This window comes from Nonomuraea sp. NPDC050227 (genome assembly GCF_044459705.1).
GTDB lineage: Bacteria > Actinomycetota > Actinomycetes > Streptosporangiales > Streptosporangiaceae > Nonomuraea.
The window spans coordinates 697,234-716,522 of sequence record NZ_JBITJF010000002.1; the positions used below are offsets into that span (position 1 = coordinate 697,234).

Annotated in this window: 18 protein-coding genes and 1 pseudogene; 16 read left to right on the forward strand and 3 right to left on the reverse strand. The window is 74.1% G+C overall.

Annotated features, from left to right (window positions below; genetic code table 11):
• A complete protein-coding gene (locus tag ACIBK9_RS10515; RefSeq protein WP_387674956.1) occupies window positions 1-864 on the reverse strand; it encodes a MurR/RpiR family transcriptional regulator in 864 nt (287 codons plus the stop codon).
• 112 nt (window positions 865-976) lie between these two features.
• Between ACIBK9_RS10515 and ACIBK9_RS10520 the strand changes: the two genes are divergently transcribed.
• From ACIBK9_RS10520 to ACIBK9_RS10535, 4 genes are all read left to right on the forward strand, one after another.
• Window positions 977-2,617: a bifunctional metallophosphatase/5'-nucleotidase gene (locus ACIBK9_RS10520; protein WP_397156909.1), complete on the forward strand. Its 1,641-nt coding sequence runs from the start codon at window positions 977-979 to the stop codon at window positions 2,615-2,617.
• Window positions 2,618-2,807: 190 nt separating this feature from the next.
• Window positions 2,808-3,941: a hypothetical protein gene (locus ACIBK9_RS10525; RefSeq protein ID WP_397156911.1), complete on the forward strand. Its 1,134-nt coding sequence runs from the start codon at window positions 2,808-2,810 to the stop codon at window positions 3,939-3,941.
• Complete coding sequence (locus ACIBK9_RS10530; RefSeq protein ID WP_397156913.1) at window positions 3,938-5,074, forward strand: sensor histidine kinase; 1,137 nt, start codon at window positions 3,938-3,940, stop codon at window positions 5,072-5,074. The genes ACIBK9_RS10525 and ACIBK9_RS10530 overlap by 4 nt, the downstream gene beginning before the upstream one ends.
• Window positions 5,071-5,676 (forward strand): response regulator transcription factor, encoded by a 606-nt coding sequence (locus ACIBK9_RS10535; RefSeq protein WP_358286887.1) that lies wholly within the window; start codon window positions 5,071-5,073, stop codon window positions 5,674-5,676. Before ACIBK9_RS10530 ends, ACIBK9_RS10535 begins: the two co-directional genes overlap by 4 nt.
• A gap of 25 nt (window positions 5,677-5,701) precedes the next feature.
• Here ACIBK9_RS10535 and ACIBK9_RS10540 read toward each other — a convergent pair whose 3' ends face one another.
• Complete coding sequence (locus tag ACIBK9_RS10540; RefSeq protein ID WP_397156916.1) at window positions 5,702-6,805, reverse strand: FAD-dependent monooxygenase; 1,104 nt, start codon at window positions 6,803-6,805, stop codon at window positions 5,702-5,704.
• Window positions 6,806-6,903: 98 nt separating this feature from the next.
• On the opposite strand from ACIBK9_RS10540, the gene ACIBK9_RS10545 reads away from it, so the two are divergent.
• Window positions 6,904-7,491 carry a TetR/AcrR family transcriptional regulator gene (locus ACIBK9_RS10545; RefSeq protein ID WP_397156918.1) on the forward strand — a complete coding sequence of 196 codons (588 nt, stop codon included), beginning with the start codon at window positions 6,904-6,906 and terminating at the stop codon, window positions 7,489-7,491.
• On the opposite strand, the pseudogene bla reads toward ACIBK9_RS10545, so the two are convergent.
• Window positions 7,484-8,245: pseudogene (gene bla / locus ACIBK9_RS10550) on the reverse strand (class A beta-lactamase); the annotation flags it as partial. The gene ACIBK9_RS10545 and the pseudogene bla overlap by 8 nt on opposite strands.
• A gap of 102 nt (window positions 8,246-8,347) precedes the next feature.
• Here bla and ACIBK9_RS10555 point away from each other — a divergent pair.
• The 11 genes from ACIBK9_RS10555 to ACIBK9_RS10605 all read left to right on the forward strand — a co-directional run bounded on the left by ACIBK9_RS10555 (window position 8,348) and on the right by ACIBK9_RS10605 (window position 19,263).
• Window positions 8,348-8,938: a TetR/AcrR family transcriptional regulator gene (locus ACIBK9_RS10555; protein ID WP_397156920.1), complete on the forward strand. Its 591-nt coding sequence runs from the start codon at window positions 8,348-8,350 to the stop codon at window positions 8,936-8,938.
• Window positions 8,935-9,690, forward strand: a complete 756-nt coding sequence (locus tag ACIBK9_RS10560) for an ABC transporter ATP-binding protein (protein WP_397156922.1) — start codon at window positions 8,935-8,937, stop codon at window positions 9,688-9,690. Before ACIBK9_RS10555 ends, ACIBK9_RS10560 begins: the two co-directional genes overlap by 4 nt.
• Entirely contained in the window at window positions 9,675-11,423 is a 1,749-nt protein-coding gene (locus ACIBK9_RS10565; RefSeq protein ID WP_397156924.1) for a hypothetical protein, read from the forward strand. Before ACIBK9_RS10560 ends, ACIBK9_RS10565 begins: the two co-directional genes overlap by 16 nt.
• 59 nt (window positions 11,424-11,482) lie before the next feature.
• A complete protein-coding gene (locus ACIBK9_RS10570; RefSeq protein WP_397156926.1) occupies window positions 11,483-12,016 on the forward strand; it encodes a PadR family transcriptional regulator in 534 nt (177 codons plus the stop codon).
• Window positions 12,013-12,741 (forward strand): ABC transporter ATP-binding protein, encoded by a 729-nt coding sequence (locus tag ACIBK9_RS10575; RefSeq protein WP_397156928.1) that lies wholly within the window; start codon window positions 12,013-12,015, stop codon window positions 12,739-12,741. Before ACIBK9_RS10570 ends, ACIBK9_RS10575 begins: the two co-directional genes overlap by 4 nt.
• A 5-nt stretch (window positions 12,742-12,746) precedes the next feature.
• Complete coding sequence (locus tag ACIBK9_RS10580; protein WP_397156930.1) at window positions 12,747-14,537, forward strand: FtsX-like permease family protein; 1,791 nt, start codon at window positions 12,747-12,749, stop codon at window positions 14,535-14,537.
• A gap of 310 nt (window positions 14,538-14,847) precedes the next feature.
• Window positions 14,848-16,005: a Cmx/CmrA family chloramphenicol efflux MFS transporter gene (locus tag ACIBK9_RS10585; protein ID WP_397156932.1), complete on the forward strand. Its 1,158-nt coding sequence runs from the start codon at window positions 14,848-14,850 to the stop codon at window positions 16,003-16,005.
• Between the two features lie 151 nt (window positions 16,006-16,156).
• Window positions 16,157-16,570 carry a helix-turn-helix transcriptional regulator gene (locus ACIBK9_RS10590; RefSeq protein WP_357979097.1) on the forward strand — a complete coding sequence of 138 codons (414 nt, stop codon included), beginning with the start codon at window positions 16,157-16,159 and terminating at the stop codon, window positions 16,568-16,570.
• A gap of 13 nt (window positions 16,571-16,583) precedes the next feature.
• Window positions 16,584-17,387: a molybdate ABC transporter substrate-binding protein gene (gene modA, locus ACIBK9_RS10595; protein WP_397156934.1), complete on the forward strand. Its 804-nt coding sequence runs from the start codon at window positions 16,584-16,586 to the stop codon at window positions 17,385-17,387.
• A gap of 86 nt (window positions 17,388-17,473) precedes the next feature.
• Window positions 17,474-18,235, forward strand: a complete 762-nt coding sequence (locus ACIBK9_RS10600) for an ABC transporter permease (RefSeq protein WP_364336169.1) — start codon at window positions 17,474-17,476, stop codon at window positions 18,233-18,235.
• Entirely contained in the window at window positions 18,217-19,263 is a 1,047-nt protein-coding gene (locus ACIBK9_RS10605) for an ABC transporter ATP-binding protein (protein WP_397156936.1), read from the forward strand. The genes ACIBK9_RS10600 and ACIBK9_RS10605 overlap by 19 nt, the downstream gene beginning before the upstream one ends.
• Window positions 19,264-19,289: the final 26 nt, after the last annotated feature.

Below are 19,289 nucleotides of genomic sequence, written 5' to 3' on the forward strand. Positions count from 1 at the left end.
CTAGCGTGGGGGCAGGCGGTGCTTGCTGACCGCGTCGGTGGCCGCGGTGAGCAACTGGTTGCTGGTCTCGTGGGTGCGCTGGACGACGCCGATGTAGAGGCAGTCCAGGACGAGCATCTGGGTGTGGCGGGCGGCCACGCCGCCGGCGCGGAAGGGGGTGTCCTGCGCGGCGGTGGTCAGCACGATGTCGGCCACCTCGGCCAGCGGGCTGCGCGGGAAGTTGGTGACCGCGACGGTGGTGGCGCCGCGTCGCTTGGCGATGGCCAGCGGCTCGACCACTTCGGCCGTGGTGCCCGAGTGGGAGATCCCGAGCGCCACGTCGTCGCGGTCGCGGGCGTTGGCGCTGCAGACGGCACTGTGCACGTCGGTCCACAACGCTCCGGGGCGGCCGATGGCGTGCAGGCGCAGGTGCAGGTCCATCGCCACGCCCGCGCTGCCGGCGACCGCGAAGAAGTCGATGAACCGGGCCCGCACCAGGGCCTCGACCGCCCGGTCCACGGCCTGAAGGTCGAGCTGGGCCGCCGTCTCCTCCATGGCGCGCATGTCGCTGGCCAGCAGGCTGCGCAGCACCAGGCTCGCGGGGTCGTCCGGGGAGAAGGCGATCAGGCCCTGCTCGCGCGGGGCGGCGTCGTTGCGGCCCAGTTCGGCGGCGAGCGCCAGCCTGAGCTCGGGGTAGCCGGCCAGGCCGAGCTGCCGGCAGAAGCGGGTGACGGTGGTGAGCGAGGTGCCGCACCGCTCCGCCAGCTCGCCGATGGTCGAGGCGGCCACGGTGGCGGGCTCGGCGAGGATCGTCTCGGCGATGCGCCGGTGGGTGGCCGTGAGGGTGGGCTCGATCCCTCGGATTCTGGCCAGGATCGGTGACATGGGAGGAACCCTCCCGCTTCCCGCAAGGTATGTCAATAGTTCACATTCGACGTCCAATGTTAGAAAATTTCCCTCTTGTGTGACTCGATGGGACTATGTCACTTTCGTGGCCATGCGCAACCTCCTCATGGCGCTGGTGCTCGGCAGCACCAGCCTGCTGCCCGCCCGCGCCGACGCCGTGGACATCCAGTTACTGGCCTTCAACGACTTCCACTCCGGCTTCCCGACCAGTTTCGCCACGACGCCGTCCGGGCCGGTCGAGGCGGGCGGGGCCGAGTACCTGGCCGCCCACATGGACCGGCTCCAGCGCGACAACCCCGACGGCACGCTGCGGCTCTCGGCCGGCGACAACTACTCCTCCAGCACCATGAACGCCACCGCCCTGCACGACGAGCCGGGCATCCAGGCGCTCAACCTGATGCGCCTGGACGCCTCCAGCGTCGGCAACCACGAGTTCGACGAGGGCATCGCCGAGTTCCGCCGGATGGAGAACGGCGGCTGCCACCCGATCGACGGCTGCGCGCTGCCCGGCTTCAAGGGCGCCGCGTTCCCCTACCTGGGCGCCAACATCGTCGACACCACCACCGGCAAGCCCGCGCTGACGCCCTACATCGTCAAGGAGGTCAAGGGCGTCAAGGTCGGCATCATCGGCGTCGACTACAAGAACGCGCTCAACGAGGCCCCCGGCCCCACCAAGCCGCTGGAGGGCCGCGACGAGGCCGAGGCGGTCAACGCCTACACGGCCGAGCTCAAGGCCAAGGGCGTGCGCACGATCGTCGTCCTGATCCACCAGGGCGGCGGGCAGACCGGCGGCGGCCTGCCCAACGAGTGCAACAACCTGGCCGGGCCGATCAAGGACATCGTGCAGCGGTTCGACCCCGAGGTCGACGCCGTGATCTCCGGGCACACGCACAACCCGTACAACTGCGTGGTCAACGGCATTCCGGTCACGCAGACCTCCGCCCACACGCGCGAGCTCACCAAGGTCGTCCTGACCGTCGACCGGGCGACCGGCAACCCGACCTCCGCCAAGGCCGAGAACATCACCGTCACCCACGACATCAAGCCCGACGCCCGGATCGCCGCTCTGCGCCGCCGCACCGACGAGCAGGCGCAGAAGCTGCTCGACCGGCCGGTCGGCCTGCTCGCCCGCGACCTGACCGCCCAGCGCAACGCCGCCGGCGAGTCCACCGTCGGCCACGCCCTGGCCGACGCCCGCCTGTTCGCCACCTCCGCCGCCGAGAACGGCGGCGCCCAGATCGCCGTCCAGCCGCCCTACGGCGGCGGCATCGGCGGCGACCTGATCGTCAACCCCACCGGCAACGAGATGTCGAACCTGGTGACGCACGGCAAGGCGCTGCGCGTGCAGCCGTTCGGCAACATGCTCGTCACCATGACGCTCACCGGCGCCCAGCTCGAACGGCTGCTGGAGCAGCAGTGGTGCGGCCAGAGCACCGCGCGCGTGCTCGGCGTCTCGCAGGGACTCGCCTACACCTACGACAACGCCAAGCCCGCCTGCGACCGCGTCGACCCGGCGAGCATCAAGCTCAACGGCGCCGTCGTCGACCCCGCCGCGAAGTACCGCCTGACCGCCAACTCCTTCGTCGCGACCGGCGGCGACGGCTTCTCGGTGCTGACCGAGGGCACCGAGCGGGTGGAGAAGGTCCGCGACATCGAGGCGTTCGAGTCCTACATCCGGGCCAGGAGCCCGCTGCCCGCCCCGGCCCTGAACCGGGTCACCCGGGTGAACTAGCCGTCCTGACCCTGCCCGCCGTGCTCCCGGCGGACCACGGCCTGCCTATCGGCAAGGCGGGCTGAACCCGGGCTGAACCCGCCGCGAATCTCACGGGCCGACCGATGACATCTGCATCTGTTCGCCGCCGTCCTCCGGGTGCAGGCTGAGTCCCTCGACATCCCCCGAGGAAGGCGGCGACGAACCCCTCATGACCCTGCCGCTCACCCTGGTCCGGCCCCGGCGGCCGGGCCGCGCCGCCGTCCGGCCGGGCGGCCTACCCTGGTCAGCCGGGGAACGTCGACGGGTGGTGGGCAGGGTGGCGGACAGGGCGGAGTTCTGGCGGTCCGGCCGCGTCGTCCGGCTGGCGCCGGTCGTCGCCGTCGTGTGCAGCGCCCTGCTGCCGCTGCTGCAGGTGACGCTGTCGTTCGGCTACGAGGGCAACGACAGCCGCACCGGGCTGTGGAGCCTGGCCGCGACCGCGGCCTACCTCCCCCTGCATCTGCGCCACGTCTGGTACGCCGCCCACGCCCGCCGTCCGCCGGCCGGTCGCTGGACGTTCGCGGTCATGGCCGTCGTCGTGCTCGGCGTGACGCCCCTGGCCGGGAACATGTGGCCGCGGGCGTACGCGGGGCTCGTGGTGTCGGCCGTGCTGGTGCTGCCGGCGCCGTGGTCGTACCTGGCCTGCGTCGTTCTGGTGGCGGCGGCCGCGCCGGTGGCGCTGCTGCTGGGCCTGCCGTGGCAGGTGGCGTCGTGGCCGGCGTTCTCGGTGTTGTGCGGCGGCGGGGCGTTGCTGCTGCTCGTCTGGCTCGCCGCGGCGCTGACCCGGCTGCAGGCGGCCAGGGAGGCGCTGGCGCAGCAGGCGGTCGCGCAGGAGCGGCGGCGCATCGACGACGACCTGCGCCGCACGCTAGGCGGCGCGCTGGAGTCGATCGCCGCCCGCGGCGAACGCGCGGCGGCGGCCCTGACCACTGGAAACACCCCTGGCCCCGCCCCCGGGCTGGCGGCGGAGCTCGCCCAGCTCGCCGACGACTCGCGCCGCACGCTGGCCGAGGCCAGACGGCGGGTGCGCGGCTACCGGCAGCCGTCGCTGCGGGCCGAGCTGGAGACGGCCGCCACGCTGCTGTCGGCGGCGGGCGTGCCGACCCGCCTGGAACTGCCCAGGCAGGGCGTCCCCGAGACGATCCCGCCCGGCCCGCGGGCGGCCCTGCGCGCCACCGTCACCCGCCTGCTGCGCGCCGACGGCGTGCGCGCCTGCACGATCGCCGCCACCCTCGCGGGCGGCCGGGTGCTGCTGGAGGTCCGCGCCGACGACGTGACCGAGACGATCGAGGTGGCGGCATGACCGCGCAGATCCCGCCGGCCTGGGTGCTGCGGCATCCGCGCCGGCCGTTCGTCGCGCTGCACGTCCCGCTGGCCGCGCAGGTGCCGGTCTACATCGGCATGGGCATGGAAGGGCCGCCCGGGGACCCCGTCCTGGCGGGACTGGGCGTCCTGGCGGCCCTCGCGCTCCAGCTCCGCCACAGCCTGGCCGCCTCCCGCGGCGCGCGTCCGGCGGGCTGGCCCTGGACCCTGGCGGCGCTCCTGCTGCTGGCGAACCTGCCCCTGTGGTGGCTCGCCACGCAGTGGGAGGGCATGACCATCTTCGCCCTGGCCTCGATCGTCATGCTGCTGCGCGGCCCGGCGCGGGCGGTGGCCGCCGTCGCGCAGGTGCTGCACCCCGCCGCGCTGGAGGTGGCGCAGATGTTGCACGACGGCGACACGGTCCCGCACGCCCTCCTGCTGGCCGTCTACCCCCTGCTCGGCCTGATCGTGTTCGGCGGGGCGCTGGTCGCCGGGGCCCGCCTGGTGCTGCTGCTGGAGGAGCTGGAGGCCACCCGGGCCGAGCTGGCCGCGGCCGCGGTCGGCGAGGAACGCGTCCGGGTCTCGCGCGACCTGCACGACCTGCTCGGCCAGAGCCTGTCGGCCATCTCCCTCAAGGGCGACCTGGCCCTGCGGCTGCTCGTCAAGGACGCCGGCGCGGCCCGTGCCGAGATCGAGAGCCTGACGGGAGTCGCCCGCGACGCCCTCAGGGACGTGCGCGCGATCACCCGCGACGAGCTGGCCGTGTCGCTGCGCACCGAGATCGACGGCGCGGCTGCCCTGCTCGGCGCGGCCGGGGTCGGCACCCGGCTCGACGTGGCCGCGCTGCCGCCGCTGTCCGGCCCGGCCCACGACGCGCTGGCGTGGGCCATCCGCGAGGGCACCACCAACCTGCTGCGGCACAGCGAGGCCACGACCTGCGCGATCACCGTGGCCCGCGGCGGCGGCAGGGTACGGTTGGAGATCGTCAACGACGGCGTGCGCGGCGTCGGGCGGCCGGGATCGGGGCTCGCCGGGGTGACCGAACGCGCCCGCGCGGCGTCCGGCTCGTCGTCCACCGCCGTCCACGACGGCCGTTTCCGGTTGTCGGTCGAGGTTCCCGAGGAAGGCCCGTGATCCGCGTACTGATCGCCGAGGACATGCACATGATCCGCTCGGCCCTGGTCGCCCTGCTCTCGCTGGAGGACGACATGGAGGTCGTGGCCGAGATCGAGCGTGGCGACGAGGTGCTGGCCGCCGCCCTCCGGGTGCGCCCGGACGTCGCGGTGCTCGACATCGACATGCCCGGCCTGGACGGTCTGTCGGCCGCCGAGCAGCTGTCGCAGCGGCTGCCGGACTGCCGCACGCTCGTGCTCACCGGGCTCAGCCAGCCGGGGAACCTGCTGCGCGCGCTGAAGGTGCACGCGCGGGGGTTCATCGTCAAGGACGCCCCCGCCCAGACCCTGACCGACGGCATCCGGCGCATCGCCCGCGGCGAACGGGTGATCGACCCCGAGCTCGTCGCCGCCGCCCTGGAGACCGGCAGCAGCCCGCTCACCGCCCGGGAGACCGAGGTGCTGCGCGCCGCCGCGTCCGGCATCCGCACCGCGCAGATCGCCACCCAGCTCTCGTTGTCGCAGGCCACCGTGCGCAACTACCTGTCGAACGCGATCAGCAAGGTCGGCGGGCGCAACCGCATCGACGCCATCCGCATCTCCCGCGACGCGGGCTGGCTCTGAGCCGCCGGGGTCTTCGGCCACGGCCTCAGAGCGCGTACTCCTTGAGCGGGACCGTGTCGTCGACGTCGTCCGGCATGGGCTCGTCCGGCGCGCCGAAGAACCAGCGGGCCGCGGCCCGGCCGTGCCGCTGGTTGCGCTCGACGTAGTCGCGCATCCGGTGCTCGTAGGCGGCCAGGCCCGCGGCGTGGTCGGGCGCCTCGGCCAGCTCCCCGGCCAGCACGTACGCGCCGATCAGGGCCTGTGAGGTGCCGCGGCCGGAGGTCGGCGCCGCGCAGTAGGCCGCGTCGCCCAGCAGCGTGACCCGGCCGTTCGTCCAGGTGTCCATCACGACCTGGCCGGAGGAGTCGAAGAAGAACTCCTCGGCCTCCCGCATGGCCGCCAGCAGCCTGGGCACCTGCCAGCCCGCCCCCGCGTAGTGCTCGGCCACCAGGCGTTCCTGCTGGGCGCGGTCGCGCCGGTCGTAGACCAGGTCGTCGGCGGCGAACGACAGGCCGACCCGCAGCTCGGTGTTGCCGTGGGCGGTGAAGGCCAGGGCGCTGCGGCCGGGGGTGTTGTGCATCAGGCCCGCGTCCCGCAGGTCCAGGATGTTGCCGGTGGTGAACAGCGCGCCGTAGATGCCGAGGTCGCGCACGTAGCGCGACTCGGGGCCGAAGGCGAGCGCGCGCACCTTGGAGTGCATCCCGTCGGCGCCGACCACCAGGTCGAACGTGCGCGGCGCGGACTTTTCGAACCGCACCCGCACCTCCGCCGCGTCCTGGTCGAGCGCGGTGACGGTGTCGTCGAACAGGTACTCGACGGTGTCGCGGGTGGCCTCGTACAGGACCTTCGTGACGTCGGACTTGAGCACCTCCAGCTCGCCGGAGATCGCCTCGGCGGGCAGCACCGCCAGCGCGTCGCCGGCCTCGTCGACCAGCGTCATGGAGGTCATCGTGGTCGCGTGCCGGCGCATCTCGGCCAGCAGGCCCATGCGGTCCAGCACGTCCAGGGCCGAGCCGCGGAAGTCGATGGCCGCGCCGCCGCCGCGCGGGGCCGGGGCGCGCTCGACGACGGTGACCTGGTGGCCGTGACGGTGCAGCCAGTAGGCGAGGGCGGGGCCGGCGACGCTGCCGCCGGAGATCAGGATGCGCATTGCATGTCCTCTTTCGTCGGTGAACGCTCCACACCGTACGCAGATTTGGGCAAATGCGCAAGACAGTCGTCTAAGGCGTGCGTGCTAGGCTTCCGGCCATGGGAAATCGCGAAGACCTGCTGGCCGGGGCGCGGCGCTGCCTGGAGGAGAAGGGCTGGGGGCGCACCACCGTCCGCGACATCGCCGCGGCCTCGGGCGTGAGCATGGCCGCCATCGGCTACCACTTCGGCTCGCGGGAGGCGCTGCTCAACGCGGCCCTGGTCGAGGCCATGGGCGAATGGGGAGAGAAGGTCGGCGCGGCCCTGGCCGCCCTCGACGACCCCGGCAGGTCACCCGCCGAGAGCTTCGAGGCGCTGTGGGAGCAGCTGATCGGCTCGATCAACGAGCACCGCACGTTGTGGCTGGCCAACCTGGAGGCGCTGGTCCAGGCGGAGCACTCGCCGGAGCTGCGCGAGCAGCTCGTGGCCGGTCAGCGCGAGGGGCGGCGGGGCATGGCCGCGCAGCTCACCGGGGTGCCGGAGGAGGAGATCGCCGACGGCGAGGTGCGCGCCGTCGGCTCGGTGCAGCTCGCGCTGCTGCTCGGGGTGATGGCCCAGTGGCTCAACGACCCGCAGGCCGCGCCCTCGGCCACCGACGTGATCGAGGGGCTGCGGGCCGTCACCGCCCGGTTCGGGCTGGTCAGGTGAGCGAGGCGACGATCACCCGGGTGGCCTCGGCGATCAGCGCCTCCCTGGGCGGCGTGCCGTAACCGGGGCGGTCGGTCATGACGGCCACCACCAGCGGCGCCCCGCCCGGCGGCCACACCACGGCGATGTCGTTGGCCCTGCCGTAGTTGCCGGTCCCGGTCTTGTGCGCCAGCTTCCACCCCTTGGGCAGACCGGCCCTGACGCGCGCCGCGCCGGTGGTCGTGCGCAGCAGCCAGCCTTCGAGCAGCGCGCGCTTGGCCGGGGGCAGCACGTCGCCGAGCAGGATCTCCCGGTAGTCGGCGGCGATCGCGCGCGGGGTGGTGGTGTCGCGCGGGTTCTTCGGGCCCATCCTGTTGAGCTCCGGCTCGTAGTGGTCGATGCGGCTGACCCGGTCGCCCAGCCCGCGCAGGAAGGCGGTGAGCCGGGCCGGGCCGCCGGCGTCACGCATCAGCAGGTTGCCCGCGGTGCCGTCGCTGTGCCGGATAGCGGCGTCGCAGAGCTGCCGGACGGTCATGCCGGTGGCGACGTGCCGCCGGGTGATCGGTGAGATGGAGTCGATGTCGGCCCAGGTGTAGGTGACGCGGTCGTCCAGGTGGCCGAGCGGGTTGCGGTGCAGGACCGCCGCCGCGGCCAGGGCCTTGAAGGTGGAGCAGAACGCGAAGCGCTCGTCGGCGCGGTGGGCCGGCGTGGCGCCGGTGCCGGTGGCCGGCGCGTACACGCCGAGGCGGGCGCCGTGCCGGCGTTCGAGCGCAGCCAGGTCCCCCGGGCCGGTCGATCTTCCCGCCACCACCCTAGGCGTGCCGCCCAGGTCAAACCGTCTTTGCCATCCTTTGAATGACCGTTTAATATCTTGAACGTGCCATCAGGAGAGCGGACGTTCGTCGAGGAGAACCGGCGGGCCCAGATCATCGACTGCGCCGTCGAGGCTTTGGCGACGCTCGGATACCAGCAGGCGTCGATGGCGAAGATCGCCAAGCTCGCCGGCATCACGCCGGGCCTCATCGCCTACTACTTCGGCAGCAAGGACGAGCTGATCGAGGCGGTCGTCGGGCACGCGGTCAAGCTCGCCACCGACCTGATGGTGCCGCGCATCCTGGCGCAGACCACCGCCACCGACGGGCTGCGCGTCTACTTCGAGACCAACCTCGAGTTCATGCGGGTGCACCGCAAACCCCTGCTGGCGCTGGTCGAGATCATCACCCACGACCACGACGGGCCCTACGCGGGCCAGCAGGGCACCGCCATCGACGACATCGAGAAGCTGCTGGCGTGGGGCCAGCAGACCGGCGAGTTCCGGGAGTTCCAGCTGCGGCCGATGGCGATCGCGATCCGCGGCGCCATCGACGCCGTGCCGAGCTACGTGCTGAAGGACCCCGGCTACGACCTCGGCACTCTCGCCGCCGAACTGGCCACCATCTTCACCCTCGCCACCAGGAGAACCTCATGACGCCGGCGCTCGAGATCAACGGGCTGACCAAGAGATTCGGTGACAAGGTCGCCGTCGACGCGATCCACCTCACCGTCCCCCAGGGGTCGTTCTTCGGGCTCGTCGGCCAGAACGGCGCCGGCAAGACCACCACCCTGTCCATGGCCGTCGGCCTGCTGCGCCCCGACGCGGGCGGCGCCACGATCTTCGGCCAGGACGTCTGGTCGGCTCCCGAGCAGGCCAAGGCCCTGGTCGGGGTGCTGCCCGACGGCATGGCCATGCCCGAGCGGCTGACCGGCCGCGAAGTGCTCACCTACCTCGGCCTGCTGCGCGGCCTGCCCAAGGACGAGGTGGCCCGGCGCGCCGACGAACTGCTGGCCGTGCTGGAACTGGACGGCGCCGGCACCACGCTGGTCATCGAGTACTCCACCGGCATGCGCAAGAAGATCGGGCTGGCCACCGCGCTGCTGCACGCGCCCCGGCTGCTGGTGCTGGACGAGCCGTTCGAGGCGGTCGACCCGGTCTCGGCCGCCACGATCAAGCGGATCCTGCGCGGGTTCGTCGCCAACGGCGGCTCGATCGTGCTCTCCAGCCACGTCATGGCCCTGGTGGAGCAGCTCTGCGACCGGGTCGCGGTGATCGACAGGGGCACGGTGGCCGCGGCCGGCACCCTCGACGAGGTGCGCGGCGGCCGCTCGCTGGAGGACACCTTCGTCGCCCTCGTCGGCAATGACGACACCGGCGTGAAGGAGCTGTCGTGGCTGTCACACTGACCCCGCCGAACACCCTGGCCACCATGGCCCGGATGAAGGTCGCGCTCCTGCGCCACGCCTTCCGGGGCACCCGGGCCCAGACCGCGGGCACGGGCGCCGCGCTGGGCGCGCTGCTCGCCGCCGGGACGATCTACCTGGCCTTCGCCGACCCCGAGCTGCTGGCCGCCGCCTACGCGGTGTGGCTGCTGGGCTGGATGCTCGGCCCCGTCTTCATGGGCGGCGGCGACGAGACATTGCGGCCGGAGTACTTCACGATGCTCGGCCTGCCGCCGCGCCGCCTGGCATCCGGGCTGCTGGTGGCGGCCTTCGTCGGCGTCGCGCCGCTGGTCAGCCTGACCGCGCTGCTCGGCCTGCCGATCGCGGGCGCGCGGCTCGGGCCGGTCAACGCCCTGGTGGCCGTGCCCGCCATGGTCTTGCAGCTGGCCGTGTTCGTGCTGCTGTCGAAGCTCGCGGTGGCGCTGGTCGGGCAGGCGCTGCGGTCCCGGGCGGGCGCGATCGCCTCCGGCGTGCTCAACGGCGCGATCCTGGCGGCGCTCGGCCAGATCTGGATCTTCTTCGTGGCCTTCGGCCAGACCGGCATGCCGTCGTTCGTCCGGTACCTGCCCTCCGGGTGGGGGCTGCTGGCCGTCCAGGGCGAGTGGTGGGCGCTGCCCGCCCTGGCGCTCCTGGCCGTGCTGCTGCTCGGCGCGTGGGCGGTGCTGCTGGGGCGGCGCGCGGGGGCGACGCAGCGGTCCGGGCGCACCCGGCGTCCGATGACGGCCGCCACCGCCAACCGGGCGATCGTCGCCAAGGAGCTGCGCACCTGGTCACGTGATCTGGTGCGCAACCACCAGCTCACGTTCGCGCTGTCGTACGCCGTCTGCTTCGCGGCCGTCCCGCTGGTCGTCGGCTGGAACGGCATGCTGCCCTACGCGGGCCCGATCTTCGTCGTGATGGCCGCGGCCATGGCCGCCAACCAGTACGGCGCCGACGGCACCGCGCTCTGGCTGACCCTGATGACCCCCGGCGCGAGCGACGTGCGCGGCCGGCAACTGGCGTGGCTGACGGCGCAGACGCCGGTGGCGGCCGTGCTGACCGTGGCGTTCACCGCGATCACCGGCGGTCCGTGGCCGCTGGTCCTGGCGCTGCTGGCGGCCCTGCTGGGCGGCGCGGCCGGGCTGGTGCCGCTGATCTCGGTGTACGGGCTGGTGCCCGGCACCGACCCGCACCGCCGCGCCGGCAACCCGCTGCGCACCAGCGAGGACGACGGCGGCCTGACCGGGCTGGCCTACCTGACCCTCGCCCTGGTGGCTCTCACCGGGCTGCCCGCGGCGCTGGTCGCCCTCCGGTACGGCTGGGCCGGGGTCGCCGTCGGCGTCCTGACGGGGGCTTTGTGCGTCTGGGGCCTCGGCCTGCTCGCCGAACGCCGCCTGCGCGCGCAGGGCCCCGAGCTGCTGGACCTGATGCGCACCGGCCGCAGGCAGCGGCCCGCCGTGGCCTCCCGCTTCGACCGGCTGTCCACGACGCAGCGCATGGTCACCTGGTGGTGCTTCGGCCTCGGCGCGATCCCGCTGGTGCCGCAGGGCATCCTCGCGGCCGTCTTCGTCTCCAACGACATGCTGCGCCACTCCTGGTTCCTGGCCACGTACATGCCGGCCGGGCTGCGCTATCCGGTCGCCGCCGGGTTCATCCTGCTCGGCCTGGCGATGTACGGCCTGGGCCTGTGGATGATCAGGCCGCGCCCGTCCCTGTAGGTTTTGACACCTCCTACGGCTAACCGCTATCTATTGGCTAACCGTTAGGGGGTGAGGCCGTGCAGGACGCGGTGCTGGCGATGCTCGCCAAGGAGCCGTCGCACGGCTACGACCTGCGCGCCCGCCTGCGGCACAGCCTCGGCCCGCTGGGCGAGTCGATGAACCCCGGCCAGATCTACGTGACCCTGGCCAGGCTGGAGAAGGCCGGGCTCGTCGCCTGCGAACGGGCCGACGGCCTCCCCGAGCGGCCCGACCGCAAGGTCTACGCGCTGACCCCCGACGGCCAGCGCCGGGTGGCCGCCTGGCTCGCCGAGGTCGGCTGGCCGAAACCGGACCTGGCCGAGTTCCATCTCAAACTCGCCGCCGCGGCCGCGGCCCGGCTGGCCGACCCGGTCGAGCTGATCGCGGCGCAGCGCCGCGAGCTGCTGCGCCGCCTGCGCGAGGTCCAGCGGGCGACGCTGGACGAACCGCCCGGATCACCCGCCGGCCTGCTGCTGGAAGGGGTCGTGCTGCGGTTGCGGGCCGACCTGCGCTGGCTGGACGCCTGCGAGCGCACCTGGTCCGGGGCCGAAGACGAAGACGAGGGCGCATGAACGTGTTACAGGCCCGCGGCCTGGTGAAGACGCACGGCCAGGGGCAGAGCCGGGTCCGCGCGGTGGACGAGGTCGACCTGGAGATCCCCCAGGGGCAGACGCTGGCGGTGACCGGCCCGAGCGGCTGCGGGAAGTCCACCCTGCTCCACCTGCTCGGCGGCCTGGAACGGCCCACCGGCGGAGAGGTGTGGCTGGCCGGCCGGCGCGTCGACACGCTGAGCGAGCGGGCCCTGGTCCGCCTGCGACGCCGGTCGGTCGGGTTCGTCTTCCAGGCGTTCCACCTGGTGGAGGAGCTGTCGGCGGCCGAGAACGTCGAGCTGCCCGCGCTGCTGGCCGGCCGCTCGCGCCGCCAGGCCAGGCGGCGAGCCCACGCGCTGCTGGACCGGGTCGGGCTCGCCGCCCGCGCCCGGCACCTGCCCTCGCAACTGTCCGGCGGCCAGCGCCAGCGCGTCGCCGTCGCCCGCGCGCTGGTCAACGACCCGCTGGTGGTGCTGGCCGACGAGCCCACCGGCAACCTCGACACCGCCGCCACCCTCGACGTGCTGAGGATCTTCGGCGAGCTGCGTTCCGCCGGGCAGACCCTCGTGATCGTCACGCACGACGAGCGGGTGGCGGCGACCGCCGACCGGCTGGTCTCGATGCGCGACGGCATGTTCGTCGACGACACCCACCTGGCCGCCGCCCGCCCGCGGGGGCTGGGCGGCCTGATCGGGCTGGAGGACTGACCGTCATGGGCACTGTCCTGCTCGTCACCCGGCTGGTGCTGGCCGACGTGCGGCGGCACCGCGTCCAGGCCGCGATGCTGCTGCTCGCGGTGACCGTGGCCACCGCGACGATGGCCCTGGGCCTGTCCCTGGGCGACGCCAGCCGCTCCCTGTACGCGCAGACCCGCGCGGCCACCGCCGGACCGGACGTGGTGGCACTGTCCGGCGGCTCGGGCCGCGCGGCGACCTCCGCCCTGGCCTCGCTGGCGGACGCCCCCGAGGTGGCCGCGCACCACGGCCCGTACCGCATCGTCTATGCCGACCTCACCGCGCGTGGCTCGACGTCGTCCCAGGTGGTGGTGCACGGCTTCGCCGAGCGGCCCGGCCCGGTCAACCGGCCGCTGGTGACCTCGGGCCGGTGGGTGCGCCCCGGCGGCGCCGTCCTCGAACGCGGCTTCGCCACCGCCCTGGACGTCGGCGTCGGCGACCGGGTCACCATCGCCGGCCGGCCGTACCCCGTCGTCGGGATCGCCGTCACCGCGGCCACCTCCGTCTACCCCTGGGCGGCGCAGATCGGGCCGGGCGGCGGCCCCAGCGACTACGCCGGCCTGGCCTGGCTGACCAGCTCGGACGCCCGCACGCTGGCCTCCGCCCGGCGCCTGCCGGTCACCACGGCCATCGACCTCAGGCTGCGCGACCCCGCCGCCACCGAGGCGTTCCGCGACGCGCACCGCGACCCGGACCTGCGGGTCAACTTCCACTCCTGGCAGTTCACGGCCGAGCAGGACACCGCCATCCTCAAGGACAGCCAGCCGATCCTGGTGGTCGGGAGCTGGCTGCTCAGCTTCCTGGCCGTCACCGGGGTCGCGGCGCTGGCCGCCGGGCGGGCAGCCGCGCAGACGCGCCGGGCCGGGCTGCTCAAGGCCGTCGGCGCCACCCCCGGGCTGATCGCCACCGTCCTGCTCACCGAGTACCTGGCGCTCGCGCTGGCCGGCGACGCGCTGGGGCTGGCGATCGCCCGCCTGACCGCGCCCGCCCTGGCCGGCCCCACGGCCAGCCGGATCGGCGACGCGGCCGAGCTCGGCGGCTCCGTCGTGGTCACCGCGACCGTCCTGGCCGTGGCGGTCGCGGTGCTGTCCACGCTGCGTCCCACGCTGCGCGCCATGCGGACGGCCACCGTCAGCGCGCTGTCCGCGACCGCGCGCCCGCCCCGGCACCGGCCCCTGATCACCGCCCTGTCGGCGCTGCTGCCCACGCCGCTCCTGCTCGGGCTGCGGCTGACCGCCCGCCGGCCCGGCCGGGCGGTGCTCCAGGCGTGCTCCACCGCCACCACGGTGATCGCGATGGTCGCCCTGCTGACCCTCCACGTCCAGCCGGAACGCGGCTACGGCCTGGACGGCTCCTCCGTGCTGCCCAACCTGCGCGGCGAGCAGGACCGCCGGCTGATGCTCGCCGTCACCGCCCTGCTGATCGTCCTGGCCATCGTCAACACCGTCACGCTCACCTGGACCACCGCCATGGAGGCGCGCGCCACCATGGCCGTCGCCCGCACGCTCGGCGCCACTCCCGGGCAGGTCGCCGCGGGCCTGTCCAGCGCCCAGCTGCTGCCCAGCCTGCCCGGCGCCGTCGTCGGCGTCCCCCTGGGCCTCGGCCTGCTCTCGCTCTTCGCGGCCGGGAACTCGGTGCAGGCCCCCTTCTCATGGCTGGCCGCCGCCGTGCCGGCCACCCTCCTGGCGACCGCGGCGTTCGTCGCCCTGCCCGCCCGGCTGGCCGCCCGCCGGCCCGTGGCCCAGGCACTCAGCGCCGAGACCACGTGACCGGCCGCGCGGGAACCCGGTGGACGGCTTCCATGATCTCCGGCTAGGGTGTGGCGCATGTCCGGTCCCGAGGCGTCAAGACGCTAGCCACCGATCGTCGGTGGCTTCTCGTGATGTCCTGCGGCCGCGCCGTCCCTGAGACCGCGCGCCCCTCCGGCATCCGATCACCTTCGTACGGACCGGTTCCTCCCGGCTGTTCCGCCACCGTCGTGGCGTCGAACCCGGGCCTTCCCTCCTCGCGGTAGCGCCCGCGCCCCGCTGTGCCGCCGGCGCGCCGCGTTCCTTCGTGCTGCTTTTTGGAGTACCGCTCGTGCCTTTCGCCATCTACGTTCTCGGGCTGGCCGTGTTCGCCCAGGGAACGTCGGAGTTCATGCTGTCCGGGCTGGTTCCGGCCATCGCCGCCGACCTGGGCGTGTCCGTCCCGGCCGCGGGCGCGCTGACGTCCGCGTTCGCCGCGGGCATGGTCGTCGGGGCGCCGCTCATGGCGCTGCTCAGCCTGCGCTGGCCACGCCGGCAGGCGCTGCTCGTCTTCCTCGTCGCCTTCGTGCTCGTGCACGTGGCGGGCGCGCTCACCACCGACTTCGCCGTGCTGCTAGTCACCCGCGTCCTCGGGGCGCTGGCCAACGCCGGTTTCCTCGCCGTGGGCCTGGCGACGGCGGCCGGCATGGCCGCCCCCGACGCCAAGGGCCGGGCCACGTCCGTCCTGCTCGGCGGGATCACGCTGGCGTGCGTCGCCGGGGTGCCCGCGGGCGCCGTGCTCGGCCAGGCGTTCGGCTGGCGGTCGGCGTTCTGGGCGGTGGCGCTGGTGTCGCTGCCGGCCGTCGTCGCGGTCGTGCGGTCGGTGCCGGCCGGCGGGCAGGAGAGCGCCCGTCCGCGGGCCCGGCACGAGCTGCGGGCGTTGCGCGAGCCGCGCCTGCTGGTCGCGCTGGCGCTGGGCGCGCTGGTCAACGCCGCCACCTTCGGCACCTTCACCTACCTGTCGCCGCTGCTCACCGAGGTGAGCGGCGTCTCCGAGGGGTGGGTGCCGGTGCTGCTCGCGCTGTTCGGGCTGGGGTCGTTCGCCGGGGTGACCGCCGCGGGCCGGCTGTCGGACGCGCGGCCGGCGCTGGTGCTGGTCGCGGGCGGGCTCGCCTTGCCGGCCGGGTGGGCGCTGTTCGCGGTCGCGGCGGACGTTCCGGCCGCGGCGTTCGTGCTGGTCTTCGTCCAGGGCGCGCTGTCCTTCGCGGTCGGCTCGACCCTGATCGCCCGCGTCCTGTACGCCGCCGCCGCGGCGCCCTCGCTCGGCGGCTCCTTCGCCACGGCGGCGCTCAACGTGGGGGCCACCGCGGGCCCGGCGCTCGGCGGCGCGGCCATCGCCGCCGGGCTCGGCTACCGGTCGGCGCTGTGGGTCAGCGCCCTGCTGGTGGTCGTGGCGCTCGCCGTGGCGGCCGTTGTCCACAGGTCGCCGGCGAGCGTCACGCCGCGCTGACGCGGGGCGGGAAGATGGTCCGGCGGCGGTGACCGGGCGCGGTCGCCGGGCGTGCTCTCGTGAATGCGATGGCATGCCCGATGATCGGGTCGCTGTTGCGTAGCCAGGCGGGGCTTCAGGGTGGATTATGCGGAAGGTAGGGTGTGGGCTTGTGACGACGTTCCGGATCAGCGAGGCCGCGGCGCTGCTCGGGGTCAGCTCCGACACCGTCCGGCGGTGGGTCGACGCGGGCCGGCTGGCGGCCGAGCGCGACGAGCACGGCCACCGGCGCGTCGACGGCGCCGACCTGGCGGCCTTCGCCCGCTCGCAGATCGAGTCCGACGGCGAGGGCGGCCGCTCCTCGGCGCGCAACCGCTTCCGCGGCATCGTGACCGAGGTGATCCGCGACGCGGTGATGGCCCAGGTCGAGATCGCCGCCGGGCCGTTCCGCGTGGTGTCGCTGATGAGCCGGCAGGCGGCCGACGAGCTGGGCCTCCAGGTGGGGGTGGTGGCGGTCGCCGTGATCAAGTCCACCAACGTCGTCGTGGAGATCCCCGGCCACGAGCGCGTGGCCAGTCAGGTGTGAGGAGCCCCCCTTGGTGTTCAGGCGTCTTTCCCGATGGTCGATCGCCCTGCCCGTCGCCTTCGCGCTGGCCGGCCTGGCCGGCTGCGGCTCGGGCGCGCCGGCCACGTCCGCCTCGTCCGCTCCCGCCGCGTCCGCCGGTGGGGGCGCCGGGGAGGTGACGGTGTTCGCGGCGGCCTCGCTGACCGGCACGTTCACCGAGCTCGGCAAGCGCTTCGAGAGCGCCCATCCGGGAACGACGGTGAGGTTCAACTTCGGCTCCAGCGCCACCCTGGCCCAGCAGATCGTCCAGGGCGCCCCCGCCGACGTGTTCGCCGCCGCCAGCCCGGCCACCATGAAGACGGTCACCGACGCCTCCCTCGCGGGCGCCCCGGCCACGTTCGTCCGCAACAAGCTGCAGATCGCCGTGCCCGCCGCCAACCCGGCCAAGGTCGACGAGCTGAAGGACCTGGCCGACCCCGCGGTGAAGGTGGCGCTCTGCGCCGAGCAGGTGCCGTGCGGGGCCGCCGCGGTCAAGGCGCTCGGCGCGGCCGGTCTCAAGGTCACGCCGGTGACCCTGGAACAGGACGTCAAGGCCACCCTCACCAAGGTGCAGCTGGGCGAGGTGGACGCCGCGCTGGTCTACCGCACCGACGTGATCGCCTCCGGCGGCAAGGTGACCGGCATCGACTTCCCCGAGGCCGCCCAGGCGATCAACGACTACCCGATCGCGGCCCTGACCAAGGCCCCGGCCGGCGACCTGGCCAAGCAGTTCGTCGACCTGGTGCTGTCCCAGCAGGGCAAGGACGTCCTGGCCAAGGCCGGTTTCGAGGCCGCGTGAGCGCTCGCTCCCGGCGTCCGGGCCCGGCGGACCCGCCCGCCGGGCGCCCGGCCGCGGGCCGTGAGATCTCGGGGCGGGCGCCGTGGATGCTGGTCGTGCCCGCGCTGGCGGGGCTGGCGTTCCTGGTGCTGCCGCTGGCCGGGCTGCTGATCCGGGCCCCCTGGTCCACGCTGCTCCAGCGGCTGGCCGAGCCGCACGTGCTGGAGGCGCTGCGGTTGTCGCTGCTGTGCGCCACCGTCGCCACGGCCTTCTGCCTGCTGCTCGGCGTGCCGCTGGCCTGGTTGCTGGCGCGGGTGTCGTTCCCGGGGCGGCGGCTGGTGCGCGCGCTGGTCACCGTGCCGCTGGTGCTGCCGCCGGTGGTCGGCGGCGTGGCGCTGCTGCTGGTGCTGGGGCGGCGCGGCCTGGCCGGGCAGTGGCTGGAGTCCGCCTTCGGCATCACGCTGCCGTTCACCACGGCCGGTGTGATCGTCGCAGAGGCGTTCGTCGCGATGCCCTTCCTGGTGATCAGCGTGGAGGGCGCGCTGCGCGGCGCCGACCAGCGCTTCGAGGAGGCCGCCGCGACGCTCGGCGCCTCCCGCTGGACGGTGTTCCGCCGGGTGACGCTGCCCATGGTGATGCCGGGCGTGGTGGCCGGGGCCGTGTTGTGCTGGGCGCGGGCGCTGGGCGAGTTCGGGGCGACGATCACGTTCGCCGGCAACTTCCCCGGCACCACCCGCACGATGCCGCTGGCGGTCTACCTGGCGCTGGAGACCGAGCCGGAGGCGGCGATCGTGCTCAGCCTGGTGCTGCTGGCCGTCTCGGTGGTCATCCTGGCCAGCCTGCGCGACCGGTGGGTGAGCGCGCCGTGACCCTCGACGCCCGTCTGGTGGTCACCCGGCCGGCCTTCACCCTCGACGTCTCGCTGCGGGTCGCCGCCGGCGAGGTGGTGGCGCTGCTCGGCCCCAACGGCGCCGGCAAGACCACCGCCCTGCGCGCCCTGGCCGGGCTCACCCCGATGACCGGCGGGCGGATCAGCCTGGGCGGCGCGCCGCTGCACACGCTGCCCGCCGAGGGCCGCCCGATCGGCATGGTCTTCCAGGACTACCTGCTCTTCCCGCACCTGTCGGCGCTCGACAACGTCGCCTTCGGGCCGCGCTGCCAGGGCGTGCCCAAGGCCGAGGCCCGCCGGACGGCCGCCGCGCTGCTGGAGCGGGTCGGCCTCGCCGCCCACGCCGCCGCCAGGCCGCGACGGCTGTCCGGCGGGCAGGCGCAGCGGGTCGCCCTCGCCCGCGCGCTGGCCGTGCGGCCCGAGTTGCTGCTGCTGGACGAGCCGCTGGCCGCGCTCGACGCCCACACCCGGCTGGAGATCCGCTCCCAGCTGCGCCGCCATCTGGCCGACTTCGAGGGCGCGACCGTGCTGGTCACCCACGACCCGCTCGACGCGATGGTGCTGGCCGACCGGCTGATCGTCATCGAGCACGGCACGGTCGTGCAGGAGGGCCCGCCGGCCGAGGTCGCCCGCCATCCGCGTACCGACTACGTGGCCCGCCTGGTCGGGCTCAACCTCTATCGCGGCGTGGCCGAGGGCGTGCGGGTCAAGGTCGGCGAGGTGCTGCTGCACACGTCGGAGGAGCTCGACGGGCCGGCGTTCGTGGCCTTCCCGCCCGCGGCCGTGGCGTTGTACCGCAGCCGCCCCGACGGCAGCCCGCGCAACCTGTGGCAAGCCCGGATCGAGGGCATCGAACGGCACGGCGACAACGTGCGCGTGCACCTCGACGGCCCCCTGACGGCCTTCGCCGACATCACCCCGGCCGCCGTCGCCGACCTCGACCTGACCCCCGGCCAGCGGATCTGGGCCTCCGTCAAGGCCACCGAGACGCACGCCTACCCGGCCTGAACGGGGTCCTGGTCATACGCCGCTCA